The 18,065-nt window shown below is 47.8% G+C and carries 20 protein-coding genes; 15 read left to right on the forward strand and 5 right to left on the reverse strand.

Annotated elements, in window-relative coordinates:
* Positions 1–94: 94 nt before the first annotated feature.
* Entirely contained in the window at positions 95–748 is a 654-nt protein-coding gene (locus tag DFK10_RS16245) for a hypothetical protein (protein WP_146193255.1), read from the forward strand.
* Between the two features lie 335 nt (positions 749–1,083).
* Here DFK10_RS16245 and DFK10_RS10460 read toward each other — a convergent pair whose 3' ends face one another.
* Positions 1,084–1,401, reverse strand: coding sequence for an H-NS histone family protein (locus tag DFK10_RS10460; protein ID WP_109388973.1), 318 nt, complete (start codon positions 1,399–1,401; stop codon positions 1,084–1,086).
* Positions 1,402–1,405: 4 nt separating this feature from the next.
* The gene (locus DFK10_RS10465; protein WP_109388974.1) at positions 1,406–1,930 is read right to left on the reverse strand and encodes a hypothetical protein; all 525 of its coding nucleotides are present in this window, start codon (positions 1,928–1,930) and stop codon (positions 1,406–1,408) included.
* Between the two features lie 164 nt (positions 1,931–2,094).
* On the opposite strand from DFK10_RS10465, the gene DFK10_RS10470 reads away from it, so the two are divergent.
* The 9 genes from DFK10_RS10470 (at position 2,095) to DFK10_RS10505 (ending at position 11,486) form a co-directional block, all read left to right on the forward strand.
* Entirely contained in the window at positions 2,095–3,684 is a 1,590-nt protein-coding gene (locus tag DFK10_RS10470; RefSeq protein ID WP_235866820.1) for a type I restriction-modification system subunit M, read from the forward strand.
* A complete protein-coding gene (locus tag DFK10_RS10475) occupies positions 3,681–4,811 on the forward strand; it encodes a restriction endonuclease subunit S (protein ID WP_109388975.1) in 1,131 nt (376 codons plus the stop codon). Before DFK10_RS10470 ends, DFK10_RS10475 begins: the two co-directional genes overlap by 4 nt.
* Positions 4,812–4,822: 11 nt before the next feature.
* The gene (locus DFK10_RS10480) at positions 4,823–7,699 is read left to right on the forward strand and encodes a type I restriction endonuclease subunit R (RefSeq protein WP_109388976.1); all 2,877 of its coding nucleotides are present in this window, start codon (positions 4,823–4,825) and stop codon (positions 7,697–7,699) included.
* 130 nt (positions 7,700–7,829) lie between these two features.
* Complete coding sequence (locus DFK10_RS10485) at positions 7,830–8,540, forward strand: UPF0149 family protein (RefSeq protein ID WP_217810130.1); 711 nt, start codon at positions 7,830–7,832, stop codon at positions 8,538–8,540.
* Positions 8,537–9,091 carry an HNH endonuclease family protein gene (locus tag DFK10_RS10490; protein WP_217810131.1) on the forward strand — a complete coding sequence of 185 codons (555 nt, stop codon included), beginning with the start codon at positions 8,537–8,539 and terminating at the stop codon, positions 9,089–9,091. Before DFK10_RS10485 ends, DFK10_RS10490 begins: the two co-directional genes overlap by 4 nt.
* Before the next feature lie 3 nt (positions 9,092–9,094).
* On the forward strand, positions 9,095–9,343 hold the full coding sequence (locus DFK10_RS16250) for a hypothetical protein (RefSeq protein ID WP_146193256.1): 249 nt from the start codon (positions 9,095–9,097) through the stop codon (positions 9,341–9,343).
* Between the two features lie 243 nt (positions 9,344–9,586).
* Positions 9,587–9,907, forward strand: coding sequence for a hypothetical protein (locus DFK10_RS16610; RefSeq protein ID WP_235866821.1), 321 nt, complete (start codon positions 9,587–9,589; stop codon positions 9,905–9,907).
* Between the two features lies 1 nt (position 9,908).
* Complete coding sequence (locus DFK10_RS10500) at positions 9,909–10,889, forward strand: DUF4268 domain-containing protein (RefSeq protein ID WP_109388979.1); 981 nt, start codon at positions 9,909–9,911, stop codon at positions 10,887–10,889.
* Positions 10,890–11,276: 387 nt separating this feature from the next.
* A complete protein-coding gene (locus DFK10_RS10505) occupies positions 11,277–11,486 on the forward strand; it encodes a hypothetical protein (RefSeq protein ID WP_109388980.1) in 210 nt (69 codons plus the stop codon).
* Positions 11,487–11,703: 217 nt separating this feature from the next.
* Here the strand turns inward: DFK10_RS10505 and DFK10_RS16260 are convergent, their stop codons facing one another.
* Positions 11,704–12,105 (reverse strand): hypothetical protein, encoded by a 402-nt coding sequence (locus DFK10_RS16260; RefSeq protein ID WP_146193258.1) that lies wholly within the window; start codon positions 12,103–12,105, stop codon positions 11,704–11,706.
* Positions 12,106–12,313: 208 nt separating this feature from the next.
* Between DFK10_RS16260 and DFK10_RS10515 the strand changes: the two genes are divergently transcribed.
* Positions 12,314–12,940 carry a recombinase family protein gene (locus DFK10_RS10515; RefSeq protein ID WP_328589370.1) on the forward strand — a complete coding sequence of 209 codons (627 nt, stop codon included), beginning with the start codon at positions 12,314–12,316 and terminating at the stop codon, positions 12,938–12,940.
* A gap of 51 nt (positions 12,941–12,991) precedes the next feature.
* Positions 12,992–13,138, forward strand: a complete 147-nt coding sequence (locus DFK10_RS16490; protein ID WP_217810132.1) for a hypothetical protein — start codon at positions 12,992–12,994, stop codon at positions 13,136–13,138.
* Between the two features lie 532 nt (positions 13,139–13,670).
* Here DFK10_RS16490 and DFK10_RS10520 read toward each other — a convergent pair.
* A complete protein-coding gene (locus tag DFK10_RS10520) occupies positions 13,671–14,090 on the reverse strand; it encodes an MAPEG family protein (RefSeq protein ID WP_109388983.1) in 420 nt (139 codons plus the stop codon).
* A gap of 170 nt (positions 14,091–14,260) precedes the next feature.
* Between DFK10_RS10520 and DFK10_RS10525 the strand changes: the two genes are divergently transcribed.
* From DFK10_RS10525 to DFK10_RS16270, 3 genes are all read left to right on the forward strand, one after another.
* On the forward strand, positions 14,261–15,523 hold the full coding sequence (locus tag DFK10_RS10525) for a tyrosine-type recombinase/integrase (protein WP_109388984.1): 1,263 nt from the start codon (positions 14,261–14,263) through the stop codon (positions 15,521–15,523).
* Positions 15,524–15,871: 348 nt separating this feature from the next.
* Entirely contained in the window at positions 15,872–16,321 is a 450-nt protein-coding gene (locus tag DFK10_RS16265; protein ID WP_146193259.1) for a hypothetical protein, read from the forward strand.
* A 9-nt stretch (positions 16,322–16,330) separates the two neighbouring features.
* Complete coding sequence (locus DFK10_RS16270) at positions 16,331–16,714, forward strand: hypothetical protein (RefSeq protein WP_146193260.1); 384 nt, start codon at positions 16,331–16,333, stop codon at positions 16,712–16,714.
* A gap of 176 nt (positions 16,715–16,890) precedes the next feature.
* On the opposite strand, the gene DFK10_RS10530 is transcribed toward DFK10_RS16270, so the two are convergent.
* Positions 16,891–17,457, reverse strand: a complete 567-nt coding sequence (locus DFK10_RS10530; protein ID WP_109388985.1) for a tyrosine-type recombinase/integrase — start codon at positions 17,455–17,457, stop codon at positions 16,891–16,893.
* Between the last annotated feature and the right edge of the window lie 608 nt (positions 17,458–18,065).

Below are 18,065 nucleotides of genomic sequence, written 5' to 3' on the forward strand. Positions count from 1 at the left end.
TTTAGTCTAATTTTATGCTTTATAAATCATGGGTGAACGCAGGTTCGGCCCAAATGTTAAATAATGGTATATATATTTATATAAGGAAAGGGTAATGAAAGTTTTAAATGAAAAGAATTTGTTAACAGCAGATGCACATTTCAATATGGCAAGATTAGTTACAGGCAAGAGTTTGAAGAACGATCTAAAAAATCAAGCACTAATTATTACGATACGAGTAACAGATTTCAGACAAGTAGAGCGATTACAGAAAGCAGTTTATAACAAACTATGTAAATTGTTTTATGGAAGAGTTGCTACCAGTTGCGATGATGTTTTTGGATTTTTGATTTCTGCAGATGTTGAGGCATCAAGAACTGGAAGGGTATCTAGTCGCACACTTTCCGCCCCATATGATCCACATTTGCACTGCCTAATGCTGTTTTCAAAAAGTGATTGGTTGAGAGTTGAGGGCAATATAGAGGAATGGTCATCAATGATCAAAAAGGCATTAGATGAACTTGATGAAGTTGAGCGTTCTGGTGTTCACGTTGACCGTTTCGATCCAAGCAAAACGCCGTTAGAGTATCGTGATTGCCCTCTTAATTATTATGCTTCGTATTGTAACAAGTCAAAAAAACATGCTAACCGTTATGGTTTTGACGGTTACGGCGCATCAGTATTTCCTTATGATATTTGTGCAACTGATAAGGAAAAAAGGCAGCAAGTTTATTTAAGAAGGAAATTTGAACAAGGGTTTAAAATATAGGAGATCAAAATGAAATCATATAAACCAATATATATACTGCTTGATCCAAGCCTAGTTAGTGAGATTGATAGTTTTCAGGAGCATGATAAAACCAGATCAACTCTCATCAGAGAGGCGGTTGAAAGACATGTTGACTATTTAAAAGGTAATAGCGGGCGTCCCTCTCGTTGGTCTGTCTAGTGAATTTACTTTTGAAGTAGGTGTTCATTATGAAGTTAATCAATCACAACAGTTCAGAAGTGGTTGCCACGTTTTTCGAACAGTTGTGTAGATTATATGTGAGCACTTGACCTATCTTCAGAATGAGAAAAGGGAGGCGGATCGCCTCCCTTTTTTTATCTGATCAATAAACCTTCAAGATTGCCGCCCTTATCAAGATAATCAATGAGCCAGCGTGGTTTTCGACCCCTTCCACTCCATGTGAGTGCATCATTTTCAGGATGGCGATATTTAGGGATAGCAGGCTTTTTAGATTTCTTTGGATTATCAGTTATAAGTTCTTCAAGCGGATAACCAAGCTGCTGTGAATAAGCCTGCAATTTTTTCATCGCTTCAGCTTTTTGCCGTTTCTCAAAATTTGCTATGGCTTTTTCAACATCTTTTCTGAGCTGCTTGAGATCATCAAGGCTCATATCGTCAAGGTTAATGGTCATGGCGTCATTCTTTCATAGATTGCGTAACAAGTTCAGTTGCCTGTCTAAAACCTGACCGATGGTATATCAGTTCACTGGTTGCAAGGGCAATGTTATTCACATCAATCAGATAGGATGACATTTTCCAAGGTTTTCGTATTGGATACTTGTGGGCACGTAGAAAAATCTTGCCATCCTTCCTTATGATTGCATCAACATTTCCATGTGCGACTTGGTTTCGAAAATCCCATATACCTTTGAAGTCGATCATCCATTGGTCAACATCGATCAAACCATTTTTATCCTCAAGAGACTGCAAAACATCAATGCTTTGGTGAAAGTGTTTTATTAAAGCGATTTTGCCATTGATTGAGGTGGCAGGTTTTTGAGCAAATTTGTGACCATTGTAGTCTGCGGTTTCTAAATGATCTGGAAACAGGTTTGAGGTTGTCCAGAGGAACTTGTCCATAGCAAATTCCGTCTTTGCCATGGAGAGTATGAATTCACCCACAACACGGTGTGCTTTTGCTGTGAAGTCCTCTTGCGCCATTTACTGTGCTCTTGCTGTGCCGTCAGACGTCATAGGGTCACCTGTGACGGCGTTTGTCCACCTTTTGCGGGACATACGCCATCGTGCCGCCTAACATGCCTCTGTGAACGCCTCAGCGCCTCCTATGCTCCGTTACTCCGTTGCGTTCCCCGCCATGATCTTGCATGTTGCTGCTGTATCCATGGGTAGGTGAAGAGCAGATGACAGAAGATCAGAAAAAATCCCTTGAATCAAAACTTTGGGATATCGCCAACACGTTGCGTGGCAAGATGAACGCCGACGAGTTCCGTGACTACGCCTTGGGGTTCATCTTCTACAAATATCTGTCCGAGCGGATGCACATCTATGCCAACAACATCCTGAGCGAGGACGGTATCGAATACCTGTCACTGGATGAAAGCACCTCTGAGGGGCAAGAAATCCTTGAAGCGGTCAAGGTTGAGGCAGTGGAGGCACTTGGTTACTTCCTGAAACCGTCTGAACTGTTCCACCAGATCGCCATGCGTGGTTCCAAGGGTGAATTCATCCTCGAAGAACTCACCAGTGTCTTGAATGCTATTGAACGCTCTACGATGGGCACCGAGTCCGAGGATGATTTTGACAATCTGTTCGAAGACCTCGATCTGACATCAACCAAGTTGGGGCGCACTGAGAACGCCAAGAACGAGATCATTTCAAAGGTTCTGGTTCATCTGGATGCCATCGACTTCAAGTTGGATGATGCCAATGCTGACGTCCTTGGTGACGCATATGAATACTTGATCGGTCAATTCGCATCAGGTGCAGGCAAGAAGGCAGGTGAATTTTACACCCCACAAGAGGTTTCCACGATCCTTGCCCGTATCGTGACCACGGGTAAAACCCGCCTGAAATCTGTCTATGATCCTACCTGTGGTTCTGGTTCCTTGCTTCTGCGAGTTGCCCGTGAAGTCAAAGAAGTTGGTGACTTCTACGGTCAAGAAATGAACCGCACCACCTACAACCTCGCTCGCATGAACATGATCTTGCACGGGGTTCATTATCGCAATTTTGACCTCAAGCAGGACGATACCCTTGAAACCCCCATGCACGAGGGGATGCGATTTGAGGCAATCGTTGCCAATCCACCGTTTTCTGCAAAATGGTCAGCGAAGGATTTGTTTCAGGCAGATGATCGGTTTGCCCCTTATGGTCGCCTCGCACCATCGTCTAAGGCAGATTATGCCTTTGTAACCCACATGCTGCATCATTTGGATGATAACGGTGCCATGGCGGTTGTGTTGCCCCATGGTGCCCTGTTCCGTGGCGGTGCAGAGGGGCATATCCGAGAGTTCATTATCAAGGAAAAGAACTGGTTGGATGCGGTGATCGGGCTGCCTGCCAACATCTTCTATGGCACCAGCATTCCCACTTGCATCATGGTGTTCAAGAAGTGCCGTGAAACCGATGAAGTTCTGTTCATTGATGCGTCCAAGAACTTCGAGAAGGGCAAGAACGAAAACTATCTACGCCCTTCAGATGTCGACAAGATCGTTGAGACCTTCCAGAACCGCACTGAGGAAGACAAGTTCAGTCATCTGGCGCATCTGGATGAGATCGCTGGGAATGACTACAACCTGAACATCCCCCGTTATGTCGACACGTTTGAGAAGGAACCCGATGTCGATTTGGCTGCTGTGACCGCCAATCTGAAACAGATCGAACAGGACATGGTTGAGGTGGATGAAACCATCAAAGCATTCTGTGCAGAACTTGGTTTGGAGGCACCAGTATGAGTGCGGTTCCGAAGTTGAGGTTTCCTGAGTTCGAAGGGGATTGGGACGAAAACTCTTTAGGAGAGATATGCAAGTTTTCCCAAGGCGTCCAAGTAGGAATAGAGCATCAAGGTTTTGTTGATGATGCCAATGCCGTAAGATTCATAAGAATTGTTGATTATATGCGTTCTTCAGAAGTCCCACGCTTTATCAATATTTCTTATGCAAAGAAGGGACGTGTTTCTTTAAGTGATATAGTAATGGTTCGTTATGGTGAGCCAGGCATGTTGTGTCGAGGTATTGAAGGAGTCATTGCGAACAATCTTTTTAAGATCACTCCGAAACCTTCTTTGTTAGATGATTTTTTGTTCCATGGGTTATCGAGGGAGAGGATTAAGAATGAAATTCGTGCTCGCTCAGCAAGCACCTCCATGGCTGCTATTAATTTTTCCTCGTTAAGCTCTCTTCTTTTGATGAATCCCTCCCTCCCCGAGCAACAAAAAATCGCATCATTCCTGTCTTCTGTAGACAAGAAAATCGACTTACTGCGCCAAAAGAAGGATGCACTTGAACTCTATAAAAAGGGTTTGATGCAGAAAATCTTTTCGCAGGAAATCCGCTTCAAGCAAGATGACGGAAGTGATTTTCCTGATTGGGAAGAAGTGGCGTTGGGGGAAGCTTGTTTCATCAAGGCTGGCGATTATTTAGCAAAAAATGATTACAAAAATGGTGAGTTTTCAGTTGAGGGTGCTGGTTCGACAATGGGCCGCCACTCAAAAGGGAATTTCAAGGGTCCAACTACCGTCATTGGTAAGGTTGGGACTGTCGGCAAGCCACGGTTCTTTCCACGTGGATGTTGGGTAAACAACAACGCCGCCGCAGTGCTTCCCAAAGAAGGTTTCAAGGCAGATTTCTTATTTATTGTGTTTACTTTTCTTGATTGGTCTTCTGTTACAGCACAAACAGCTCAACCATTTTTGCTAAATGATGATTTGTTGGGGAAAAAATTTAGATTTCCCGCCGAGCCTGAACAAGAAAGGATCGCTTCTGCGTTCTTGGCTGTAAGTTCAAAATTAGCGTTGCTCCAAAAAACTATTAATACTTTTGAAACCTACAAGAAGGGTCTCCTTCAACAGATGTTTGTGTAAGGCGGTGTGTGATGAGTTCTTACCAGAGTGAAAGTCAGCTTGAAGACGCCCTGATCCAACGACTGCAAGGCAAGGGATGGGAAAAGGTTCATCTGGCATCAGAAGATGCCCTCTGGAAGAACGTGCAGTCGCAACTTGGCAAGCACAACAAGACCACGTTCAGTGACACTGAGTTCAAACGCATCCGCAATCACCTTGAAAAGGGATCACCTTTCGAGAAAGCGCACACATTACGAGATCGGTTCCACCTGACCCGTGATGATGACACGTCGTTCTATGTTGAGTTCTTCGACACCGAACATTGGTGTCGTAACGAATACCAAGTGGCGACACAGATTGGCATCAAGGGCCGTCGAAAGAACCGCTATGACGTCACCTTGCTGGTCAACGGTATCCCCCTCTGCCAAATCGAACTGAAGCGCCGTGGGATCGAACTGAAGGCGGCATTTGACCAGATCAACCGTTACCAGAAGGACAGTTTCACAGCGGCGGGTGGGCTGTTCCAGTATGTGCAGATTTTCGTCATCTCGAACGGTGTGAACACCCGTTACTACGCCAACAACAGGCACCAGAGCTTTGCCCAGACCTTCACTTGGGCAGATGTCGATAACAAGGCCATCAACCGCCTTGACGCCTTCACAGACTTGTTCTTGGAAAAGTGTCATCTATCAAAGATGATAGCCAAATACATCGTTCTGCACCAGAGCGACCGCATTCTGATGGTGCTGCGCAGTTACCAATACTATGCCGCCGAAAAGATCAAAGAACGTGTCCAACTTGGCAGGCAGAATGGATACATCTGGCACGCCACGGGTTCAGGCAAGACGCTGACCAGTTTCAAAGCGGCGCAGAACCTCATGGAAATCCCCAAGGTCAAGAAGACCTTGTTCGTGGTCGACCGGGCGGATTTGGATCACCAGACGGTCAAGGAATACAATCATTTCCAACCGGGTTCCGTTGATGGAACAGATGACACCAAATCACTGGTGAAGCAGTTCACAGACCCCAATGTGAAACTGATCATCACCACGATCCAGAAACTGAACAACGCCATCAGCAGCAGTCGCCATCATGAGGCGATGGATGCCCTGCGCAAGGAACGTGTCGTCTTCATCTTTGACGAATGCCACCGCAGTCAGTTCGGGGATGCCCATAAGAGGATCGTGGACTTCTTCCCCGCCGCTCAGATGTTCGGGTTCACTGGCACCCCGATCTTTGCCGATAACGCCATCAAGCGCAGGACCACCAAAGACCTCTTCAATGAATGCCTGCACAAATACGTGGTGACCGATGCCATCCGTGATGAGAACGTTTTGCGGTTTGCCTTGGAATACGTCCAACACATGGATGAGGAGGCGAAAGAGCACCGCTCAAAGGAGTTTTTCGAACATCCTGACCGCATTGCCACGATCACCGATTGGGTGATCCAGAACCACCACAAGAAGTCCCGTGGCAAGCAATTTGGTGCCATCATGTGCGTGGGGTCTGTGGACGCCTTGCTGCAATACTATGAATGCTTTGATGCCAAGCGCAAAGCGGGTGAACATGATCTGAAAATCGCTTCCATCTTCACCTATGCCGCCAATGAAGACGATCCTGATGCCGACGGTCTGATCCCTGAAACACACTTCCCTTCAGACAGCACGTCAAGCGTATCAACGCCAAAGCGGGATCGTCTGGTTGAGATCGTGAACGACTACAACGCTATGTATGGTGTTCAAGAAAGTGTGTTGGATGGTAAGGGGTTTTACAACTACTACAGAGCGGTTGCGAACCGTGTGAAATCCCGTGACTACAAACCATTCGATCCAGAACAGGGTGTCGACATCTTACTGGTCGTCAACATGTTCTTGACGGGATTTGACGCAAAGACGGTGAACACCCTCTACGTCGACAAGAACCTGAAATACCACGGATTGATCCAAGCGTTTTCCAGAACGAACCGCATCCTGAACCTTGAAAAATCCCAAGGCAACATCGTCTGCTTCCGTGATCTGAAAGAAGCAACAGATGATGCCGTTGCCCTTTTCGCCAATAAGAATGCCCGTGAAGAGATCATCATTGGCAGTTACGATGAACACCTTGCCAAGTTCGAAGCAGCAGCAGCGGACCTCTTTGCCATCGTGCAAACGCCTGATGCCGTGGATGATCTGCCTGATGAGAACGCCCAAGCAGCATTCGTGAAAGCGTTCCGTGATCTGATCCGTATCCGCAATGTGCTGGCAACATTCAGTGAGTTTGACGAAACCACCCTGCCTGTCGACCCACAGGATTTTGAAGACTTCAAGAGCAAGTATGTCGATCTGGCACACCGGTTGTCACAGACTGAGGAAGAAGAGGTTCCACCCGCTTTTGACGGGATCGACTTTGAACTTGAACTGATCCGCCGTGATGACATCAACGTGTCTTACATCATTGCCTTGCTGACTTCGATGAACTTGATGGATGCTGAAGGTGAGGACGGGAAGAAAAAGGCAAAGCAATACAGAAAACGCATCTTCGAACTCTTGCAGTCCGAGGTCTCGTTGCGTGGCAAACGACCCTACATCGAAAAATTCATTGATCAGAAACTGCCGATGCTTGGACCAGAGGATGACATCCGCCAAGCGTTTGCGGATTTTTGGTCAGACGAACGGTCCAATGCATTCAAGACCTTTGAAGATGAACACGGATTGAAAGATCAGGAGTTCCAAGCACTCGTGTCGCAGATGATGTTTTCGGGTAAGCAACCACTGGCAGATGACGTCATGAAAGCACTCAAAGAAAAACCGTCCATCCTGCAACGGCGTAAGAAGGTTGAAACCGTCTTGGAAGGGGTCAATGAGTTGGTCGAAATCTTCGATGAAAACGTGGGTGATTTTGAAGATGCAGGTCAGGAAATTGCATAAACACCGATGCCCGTTAATTCTGCTTTCGCAAGATCAGGGATCGTCACAACCAATGACTGTGAGGACGCCAATGAAGGTGGGTTATAAAGTCTGTGACCACCCATCCCGCTGGCAACACTAGCAACTGATCTTGACTGCCTTTACTGAAGATGAACTCGAAGCACTTGAGGCGGCGCTGGATGCCTTGCCACAAGATGGTCTTCCTATGGGGGTGAGTGAACTAAACGGTTTTCTGACGGGTGTTCTTCTAAACCCAGATCAAATCATGCCATCACAATGGATTCCCGTCATCTGGGGCGACAATCCAAGGCAAGCATTTGCATCGCTGGAAGATGCCGACACGACAATCAACCTAATCATGGACCACTATAACACCATCGCAAAAATGCTGTCTTATGGTCCACAATATGAAGCAGTTCTCGCATTTGAGGTTAACCATCCAGATGAAACGCTGTGGGAACCGTGGGTAGATGGGTTCATGAAAAGTATCGACCTGTCACCGGGATCGTGGGAGGTTTTAACACCTGAAATTGATGAAGAGGCACATGCCTCACTGGACTTCATATTCACGCTTGATGAAGTTGCTCGAAATACATCTGTGTTCCCCGATCGTCAGGTTGATGAGATTGATGAAAGAGCACCAGACCTGATCCCCAACTGCGTTGCTGAACTCAACAGATTTTCAAAACATCTGCGAATGATGTCAGCGCCCATGGCAGAAGATTTAAGTTTGGATGGAACGGATAACGTGATTCCGTTCTTGGGTAAGAAACAAGGGCGGAACGATCTGTGCAAATGCGGATCGGGGCGCAAATATAAGCATTGCTGTGGTTCAAATTGAAAAGTTTGAATAAGGCATTTCTGGTTACAACATTTTTCTTGGTGGGCGTCGGAATTGCCAGCGCCACACCGGAATATGATCGTGATACTTTTGGTGGTTGGTCAGACAGTAACAATGATTGCCTCAACACTCGACATGAATTCCTAGCAGAATTGTCCACTGGTCCAGTTCAATTCAGCGCCAATGGATGCCGTGTTGTCCGTGGGCGATGGTTGGACCCATACACGGATCAAATCTTTACAGAGAGCAGCGATTTAGATGTCGATCATCTGGTCCCCTTGTATTGGGCATGGCAACGTGGCGCATGGGCATGGTCGGATGCAAAGAAACAAGAATTTGGCAACGATCCACGAAACCTTTTTGCAGTCGATAACGGGACAAATCGTTCAAAAAGCGCAAAGGGACCATTGGAATGGTTGCCGCCTAACCAATCTTTCCACTGCCAATATGTATCCCGCTTCTACAGGATCGTGCTGATATACGACTTGGACATTTCACCTGATGAGGCATCCGCACTTAAGCAGCAGCGAGAGCAAATTTGTGGTGAATGATAGATGACCCAACTTGCCAGCATCACAAACAACCATCTGGCATTGAAATGCGAGATGTGCGGGCATCAATCCATGATTGCTGTTCAGCACCTGATTGCTAGGTTGGGGCGTGATATCAGCGTCCATCAGGTTGTTCCAAAACTACGCTGTGCAGGGTGCGGGGCGAAGGGCAAGGCAACCTTTGTGATCACCTATGTAGGAGCGTCAGGAACAGCGATGCTGGGCGCAAGGCAAAGCGGTAGTGGCGACTAAGATGTTCGGACTTGGCAAAAAGGACAAAGATGGAAAGCAGGTCCGCATTGAGCACCGGGGCAGATATACCCGTGCCTCAAGAACTGGTGGGGTCTCTGTTCGTGCTGAAAAGAAGGTTGGTCCCGTCAATGCGACTGGTAACACGTCCAAGGGCCTGCGCCTGTCATCACGTGTCGCCAATGGAACCCGTGTAGCCCTCCAAAACGGCAAATTCCGCTCATAGGGCGCTGGAAGTCAGGTCCGATGGGATTCAATCTGTCAAAGTCAGGTGCCAGTGCATCTGTGAAAAACAAGGCAGGCACGTTCAACTTCATCAAACCGCAGTATTCATCCTTCAAGATCGCTGGGGTTCAGATGAGGGGGAAGAAGGCAGCACAACTTCAACTGATTTATATGGCAATTATGGGCACTGTGTTCGTGATGATCTTTGCCTTCAAACTTCTAGTATTCCTTTTGTGGGTGTTCTGGTTGCCGATTGCCTTACTGTTTGACCTCACCACGGGATTTGTTCGAGGTCTGCTTGGTCAACACGATGCTGAAATGAAAAACATGGAGAACAGATAAGATGCAACTCGGGCGCTTAACTAAGGTTGATCCACGAACAATATGGGTCACCGAAGACATGGATTTCACCCCTTGGCTGGCGCAAGAGCACAATATCAGTTTGCTCAGTGAAACGCTTGGACTGGAACTCGAAGTCGAAGCGCAGGAAAAGCAGGTAGGACCATTTCGTGCGGACATCCTCTGCAAGGATGTTGGAAGTGACTCGTGGGTATTGATTGAAAACCAATTAGAGCGGACAGATCACAGGCACTTAGGGCAACTTTTAACCTATTCTGCCGGATTGAAGGCGGTCACGATTATCTGGATTGCTTCACAATTCAATGACGAGCATCGTGCAACACTGGATTGGTTGAATCAGATCACGGATGAAGATTTTAGATTTTTCGGATTAGAGGTTGAACTTTGGCGCATTGGCGACAGCGAACCTGCACCAAAATTCAATATCATTTCAAAACCCAACTCATGGTCACGGCAGGCAGGGCAAGCAGCAAAGCGACTTGAAACAGAACCAACCACGGATATCAAAAAGCTTCAGTTGGAATTCTGGAACTTATTTGAAGAAAAATTGCGCCCTCATCCAATTCTGCGAACTCAGAAACCAAGACCGCAACACTGGATCAATATTGCTATTGGACGTGCAGGGATACGCCTTGGAGGTCTTATCAACTCCAGAGAATCCACCTTTGGCGTTGAACTGTATATGAACGATGAAAATGCCAAAGCTTATTTTCAGGAACTTCAACAGGACGCTGAACGGATTCACAACGAACTTGGCTTTGAACTTGTATGGCAAGAGCTTCCAGAACGCACATCGTGCAGGATCATGCATTCCCTGAAATCTGCACCATTGTCTCAGAAGGATAGATGGCCTGAATATCTTGAATGGATGACCAATACCGTAACTGCATTCGATACCGTATTCAGGCAGCGGGTGAGGAACCTGTCTGGCACTACAGAACCCTTGGATAACGACCACCCATAGCTTCCCATTCACTTGTTGATGTGTTATACACAACCGCATCAACACACAGGTGAATATGAAAGAGCGGTTCTCGCACGACGGGCGTCAATTTGTGGTGGCGTTTCGACAAAACCAGTTCGTTGTTTATGAATTATTCCACCATGACCCCTTATACTCATGGTGGGACGAAACCTCAGAACCCAAGATAAAGAACCCAACAAAACTGGTTCGCAAAATCTGGAATACTGTTCGACAGTATATTTACCGCAACAAGATTTCATATTTTGAAATTCTTGTATCTGATCCCAAGCGGTCCCGTATCTATGAAAAATTTCTGAAAACCCTGAGCGGATACCAATATTTTGAATATGGGTATTCTTTTGCCGTGGTCAAAATGAAAGGAGACCAATGAATAAAATCCGTGAGAAGATCAAAAATAATTTTGATGCCCTAGAGGATGCAGTCAAAGCTCAATCCCATCTAGAAGAGGATGGCATCATTGAAGTGCTGATGTTGATCGAAGCGTGCTCTAAGTATTGGCGAGTTTTGGATGACGAACACAGGGATTTTCTAAATGCTGTCAGGTTTGCAGTTGAGGAACAAAAACGCTGGGAGTAAATATGCAGATTTCTCACTGTAAAGGATGTCGTTACTTGATTTGGAACCTTGGCCTCGGTCAGGGTATCAGGTGCGGCAATCGAAAAAACTGGTCATGTGATCGTCCGCCACAAATTGGCGAAATTCACGATTGCACCCATTATGAAATCAGTCGGGGGTAAGATGCTTGGGCATCATAAAGCGAACTACATTGAGTTTGATTATGTCGATCGCTTTATTAACAATATCGTTGCGCTTGCGGAGGACAATCAGGATTATACCCGCCATCGCCTGTTAACATAAAGTAAGCTAGTTCTAAAATTGAGATTGGTGCCCAAATAGATGACGAAAGATACGCTATACCAGTCAACAATTTTGCTAGCTTCGGACGACTATCAGTTACGACAGAAAGACCTATGGCGGCATAGAATAACCCAAGCGTGGTTGCCGTGAAGACGAGGTAACTAATTAAGTCTGGAAAAATTAACATTTTTTTTACCTGTGCAGGCATGTCATTGTTCTGGAGATAGGTGATAGACACTAACTGTGATGACAGGGGGTCGCAATCGACTCGGTAACGATAGGGTGATTTATTGGGCAAGTTGTTCCTCTCATCCACCTGCATCGCTGCAACGGTCATGTTTTGCTGCAAGTCTTGACCCCATGGGAGCCCAGTCAACGCTTTCAGGTTCAACGTCCAGCACGATCTGTGTTGCATAAGGTTAAGATGAAACAGGTCTCCCCAAACCGCTTCTGGAAATGTTGCACATGGCTAGATTTTCTTCTTATGCAATGATATAAATGCAACGAATCCTTATGCAACAAAATGGAGCAGAACCATAGCGACGATATTATACGCCCGGGTTTCGACATCTGATCAGACCGTTTCACATCAAAAGACCCAAGCGGAACAGGCAGGGTTTAAACTTGATTGGGTGATAGATGATGAAGGGGTGTCGGGTGTATCCGTGCCCTTGAAAGATCGTCCGGGTGGAAAACGGTTGTTCGACAAGTTGAGGGCGGGCGACACCTTGGTTGTCCGCTGGGTAGACCGTCTTGGTCGCAACTATGAAGACGTCACCGCCAATATTCGAGAATTTATGAATATGGGGGTCACGATCAAAACCGTGATCAACAACATGACCTTTGATGGTGCAACAGATGATCCCATGCAGAAGGCAATACGTGACGCCATGATTGCGTTCATGGCAGCAAATGCACAAGCACAAGCAGAGGCTCAGAAGTTAGCGGCGAAAGCAGGTCATGAACACCGTAAGGCAATGGGAGATGATGCTTATAAAGGGCGGAAACCTTCGTTCACCACTCCACAGATTGATCAGATCGTTGCCAAGGTTGGTGAAGGCGTTGGAGTGAACGAAATCGCCCGTCAGGTTGGTCTAAGCAAGTTCGCTGTGTCTCGGGTCAAGTCAGACACAGCAGGTGCGTATGCGAAAGCACAGCGATGGGGAATCTGACCCCAAACTCCAGATTCAGTCCGGGACGCAACCGCAGCAGGAGAGCCAATAATGACAGAGGACAACAAGGACGCATCAAGGAAGTGGGGTGATCCCACAAGTTCCTATGAGGATGCCATGGCGATCAAGCGATTGGTTGAGAAGTTAAAGGATCAGAAAGCACAGGATCAGAGGGAAGGTGACAAAGAGTCATCGTGACCCCCTTAGGCAGGGGTATCATGCGTTTGCTATGGCAATGGTGCCGAGTTAGGTTCTTGGGGGGCATCAAATAATGTTGAAATATCTGCTGCTACGTCCTAAACCTTTCTAAGGTTTTATGCGCCAAAAGTTACATAGATAGTTGCGTAGTTTGCTTGTAAGTGATTGATTTAAATGGTTTTCATGGGATTGAAAATCCTCGTGTCGGTGGTTCGATTCCGCCCCCGGGCACCACTTTTACCAACAAAAACAAATACTTAAGCATCGCACATTTTTACGATATGTGTTGCACACTCATCGCACAGTTTTTTCATGCGTTGGCGCGGGTGATTTGCTGTGTTGAACACAGTGTTTGCGGTTGCTGTGTTGAACACAGTGTTTGGACACAGTTGTTGTGATATAGTGTTTAACCATAGCTGCGTGAAACAGGTGATTTGCACAACTTGCAGTCAAAGATTTATGTGGTTTGCTGCCCCAGCTTGGTCAGTTGGCAGTCACTTGTTCCCACTGCGCATGACACGGCTATAGATGTTCAAAGCGCGAGCAGGACCATCACCGCCATCACTATCATGGCAATGATCTGGAAAAAGTAGAAGGCGAAGCGAACCAATATGACCCGGTCTGTCTGCGTGAGTGTGATGTGAACCAAGCTTTGAATGACCCTTGCCGCTAGAACAGTGATCGCCAGAGTATTCACAAGGGCATTGTCCAAGCCAACATGGTCTATGGCAAAAACGATTGCGCCGAACACAGGAAGGTTTTCAATGCAGTTCATGTGGGCCCGCATTGCGCGAGGGTAGATGCCCGTTCCCACATCTGGATCAGCGGTCCAATGGCTGATCCGTGTGCGACCAGATAAAATGCGGCTCCAGCGGTAAATCCCGACCGTGCCGAACAGGATCAACAGTGTCCAAAGGGCAAAGCCCAACAGCGTTAAAACGGGAATAGTCATGTTGTGTAGCCTTTGTTTTGGTCAGGTCCTGGTTTTTGAGATTTCTTCGAGACTGATCGCGTGTTTGTCAAGCTGATAGCGGCGTGTTGCAATCGCGTCAGACGTCGCTTTTCAGGCTGACAGCGCCAACACAAAACCGTACTGTGCGATGACGCTTGGGGAAACACAGTATGGTCGCACTCAGCCCAAACACACACGTGCTGCTGGACGGCGCTGTAAAGGTCTACCTGCGCGGCAACAGCAAGCGCTGGCAGGCCACGTTCAAGATTGACCAGCACTGGGTGAGGGTCAGCACGGGCAAGACGGTGTTGGAGGAAGCCAAAACTGTGGCCCGTGACCAATACCTTGAATACAAGTTCCGCGCCAAGCACGAGCTGCCTGTTGTGACCAAACGTTTTGAAGACGTGGCCAAGCTGGCGATTGCGGATATGCAAAAGCAGCTGGACGCGGAGGCGGGGCGCAAGGTCTACAAAGATTACATCAAGGCGCTGAACCTCTATTTCATCCCCTTCTTTGGGAAGACCTTCATCACCAGCATCGACCACCAAAAAATTCAGGACTTTAATGCGTGGCGCAAGCGGGTGATCGGGCGCGATCCCAAAGCCAGCACGCTGAACACGCACAATTCCGCTATGAACCGTGTGTACGACGAGGCTGTGGCACGCGGGTTCATCACGCAAGCCAAGGTGCCCATACTCACAAACAAAGGCGAAGGCGCAAAACGGCGGCCTGATTTCAGCCGGGAAGATTATCGCAAGATGATCCGCAAGCTCCCGCACTGGATCGAACAGGGCAAAGGCGGCAAGTCACGCGATATGCGCCACCTGCTGCGCGACTATGTTTTGATTGTCGCCAACACCGGAATGCGACCCGGCACCGAAGCGGAAAACCTGCGTTGGAAGCACGTGACCGTGTTCGAAGACAACGGCTTGGAATATGTGGAATTCTACCTGCACGGCAAGACCAAGCCGCACGAAGCGATTGGGCGGGCTGGCACGATTGACTATCTCAAGCGCCTGCACTCGCGCACGGAAGCGATCAAGCACATCCCATTTTATGATATGCTCAAGCAGAAACTGGACCTGCCCGTGTTCTGCCTGCCTGATGGAACAGTCACAGATAACCTGCGCCAAACCTTCAAAGCGTTTTTGACCAAGCACGATCTTTTGATCTGTCCCAAGACAGGCGACAATCGCGTGCTGTACAGCCTGCGGCACACCTATGCCACGTTTGCTTTGGTGAATGACGGCATGGATATCCACGCACTGGCTCAGCAGATGGGCACCTCGATTGGCATGATCGAACGCCATTACAGCCACCTTACCCCGCGTATGAAAAAGGATATGTTCACGGGCAAGCGCTACGAGCTGTCAGCGGAAGCGTATGCAGCGCAGAAAGCAGAGGGTGGTGCGGGTGTGGGCGACGAAGAATAGGGGAAAACAGTTGTTCAACCCAGTTTACCAAACACAGTTGGCGCGCCACGCAAACGCAACACAGTTTGGCAAACCTGTGTTGTTCCACAGCGATTGGCTGGAAGGCTGGTGTGCCATGGTGTGGCTTGGCGCGCCTGCGAAGGACGCGGGTGGTGAACTTAGCTAGCCGAGGCTGTTTGCAGCTGTGGGGAGGTTCACGCATGAGCAGGCTAAGAATGGAAGCGCTGTGTCGGACGAAAAATACTTGCACAGCAAGTTTGGTCGGGTAGCTTGTCCGCCAAGCGGCGCTCTACTGGGCGGTGTCGAGTGCAAAATATCCGATAAGAATTGGGTTGCAGGGGACGTAATATGGAAGATCAAACAGCCCAGATAATTGGTGCTATTGTAGTTATTGCAATTATTATTGGGCTTATAAAAGGAGCTATAAAAACATTTCAGAGAAATTGGATTGCAGCTCTAATTTTGCTGATATTGCTAACTCCGATATGGGTTATTTGGGCGTTCATTGAATTGTTTACTGGAGAGATTGTTGCGTCTGCGGCACAGCCGAATGCCAACACCCAAAGTGTGAATGTCACACTTGTAAATCAAGCGGATGGTACGACGAGGCAGTTAAAAGACTTGTCGAGTGACCAACTGACCGAGACTGTTGAAGCAAGGCAGATTAAAGAGCCTCCTTTGACTTCTTCTTATGTCTCGGATGCGCAGGTGGAAGATGAAGCAAAAGAGTGCCCTTTTTGTGCCGAAAAAATAAGGAAAAACGCGGTTATTTGTCGGTACTGCAATCGCGATCTATGAGGTCTAGGCATGCAAAGTAAGCTGGAGAGTTTCTTTTTAGGAAAGGTTCAGGCTCTTAAAGATAGCATTCAAAATCGTGATCGTGCAGTTTTTATTGCCGCGCTGCTATCTTTTACGCCTATCTTTCCCGCGTGTATGATTGGCGCCGTTATATCGATTGTAAATCTTTACCTTGTCAAAATCGGAACCTTAAAGCGCTCTGAGCTTAGGCTATCTCTTTTCAGCCTAGCGGCTGGTATGGTGTACACCATTATATGGGTTGTTATTTTATCAAGCCTCAGCGCTACGTTTGGAGCCTTTTTTTCAGGTCTGTTAGATATAATTACAGCCCCAGTCGATTTATTCTTCAGTCCGCCGGGCAGTAATGGCAAGCTAGATGAATACAGCGTGTAATCGCGCTTATACGTCGAAGATGTGCTGCGGTCAGAATGGCGTGCATCGCATTGCGTGGTTTTCCAACCTGTGTGACGCTGCCCTTGCAGCAGACCAGTGGCACGCGAGAGCTTGTGCCAAGGGCTATCAACTTACTGACAGGGTGGTAGCTGGGGCGGCTTGACGCTGATAGGCTATCACAGCAGCTCAACGGCCTCGCTCAGCTGCTCTGCGTTTACGTCAATGTATCTTTGTGTGGTTGAGATGTGGCTGTGCCCCGCCAACTCAGCCAGCAAGCGTACACCCACACCCTTGTTTGCCAATCTGGTGATATAGGTACGTCGACCTGAATGGCTGGATGCGTCTTTCAACCCAACCGCCTTGTATATGTCGAGGAACAGCTGGCACATGGTGTTGGCTGAGAAATGCCCGCCTTTTTGGCTCTCAAACAGGGCACGATTTGGATCGCTCAAGTTCAAGCCAGCAGCATAATCCGCCAATGCCCTGCGCAAGCGCTGGTTCACATATACAGTGCGTGTTTTGCCACCCTTGCTCTGTTCGGGGCTGAGGGTGAATTGTGTGCGTACAGCGCCCGTGTCGTCAAATACGTCCCCACGTGTCAGCGCGGCGATTTCCTTTGCCCGTAGCCCAGCATAGAAGCTGAACAGGATGATGGTTTCGTCGCGTGTTGGATGACGGCGGCTGCGGCAATACTGTATAACCCTGCGCAGTTGAGCTTCGTTCAATGTTTGTGCTTGGCGCATGCTGTAACCCCCAAAAACCTAATCATTTTCTATAAACGACTGTAAAGTCTGAGGTTTTGGTCGGTCGACCGGAAATGGCGGAAGTTTGTCACTCAATGATTTCAACGACTTAGGCGAAAATCTCACAGAATGCTGTTTGTATGAGATTTTCAGCTGTGTCGCGCAGCTTGCTGAAAACCACGCAGCTTGGCCTGTTTTGAGCCGGTTTTTCTGCTTCAGTGATAAATAAACGAGTAAGGCAAAACACGACGAGGCATTTGAACAGGCTACAAACGAGATCAAGGTTGGCACGCCGACGACAATTGTGCTGCAAATCCGTCCTGATGTGAGGGGGTAAGCAAATCCGAACTGCTCGTTGTTCGTCTTCTTCGCACTACCCTGTGCTCAGCGCAGGATGCCTGAAACGCAATCCCACTGGAGAGACATCCTTTTATCCTGAAAGATTGGAAGTGATATGACGTTTGCGAAGTCGTAATGGTTGGTAATCACCCGGTTGGCACCGCCTGCCCATTCCTGACCTGAATGGCTAAGACACGTGCATAGCGACGTCGCTAGGGACGTGTCTGAGACGGAGGGTGTATGCGGGGCGAGGTTCTTGGGGTCGAGCG

It is taken from the genome of Salibaculum griseiflavum, from assembly GCF_003129565.1.
Taxonomy (GTDB): domain Bacteria; phylum Pseudomonadota; class Alphaproteobacteria; order Rhodobacterales; family Rhodobacteraceae; genus Salibaculum; species Salibaculum griseiflavum.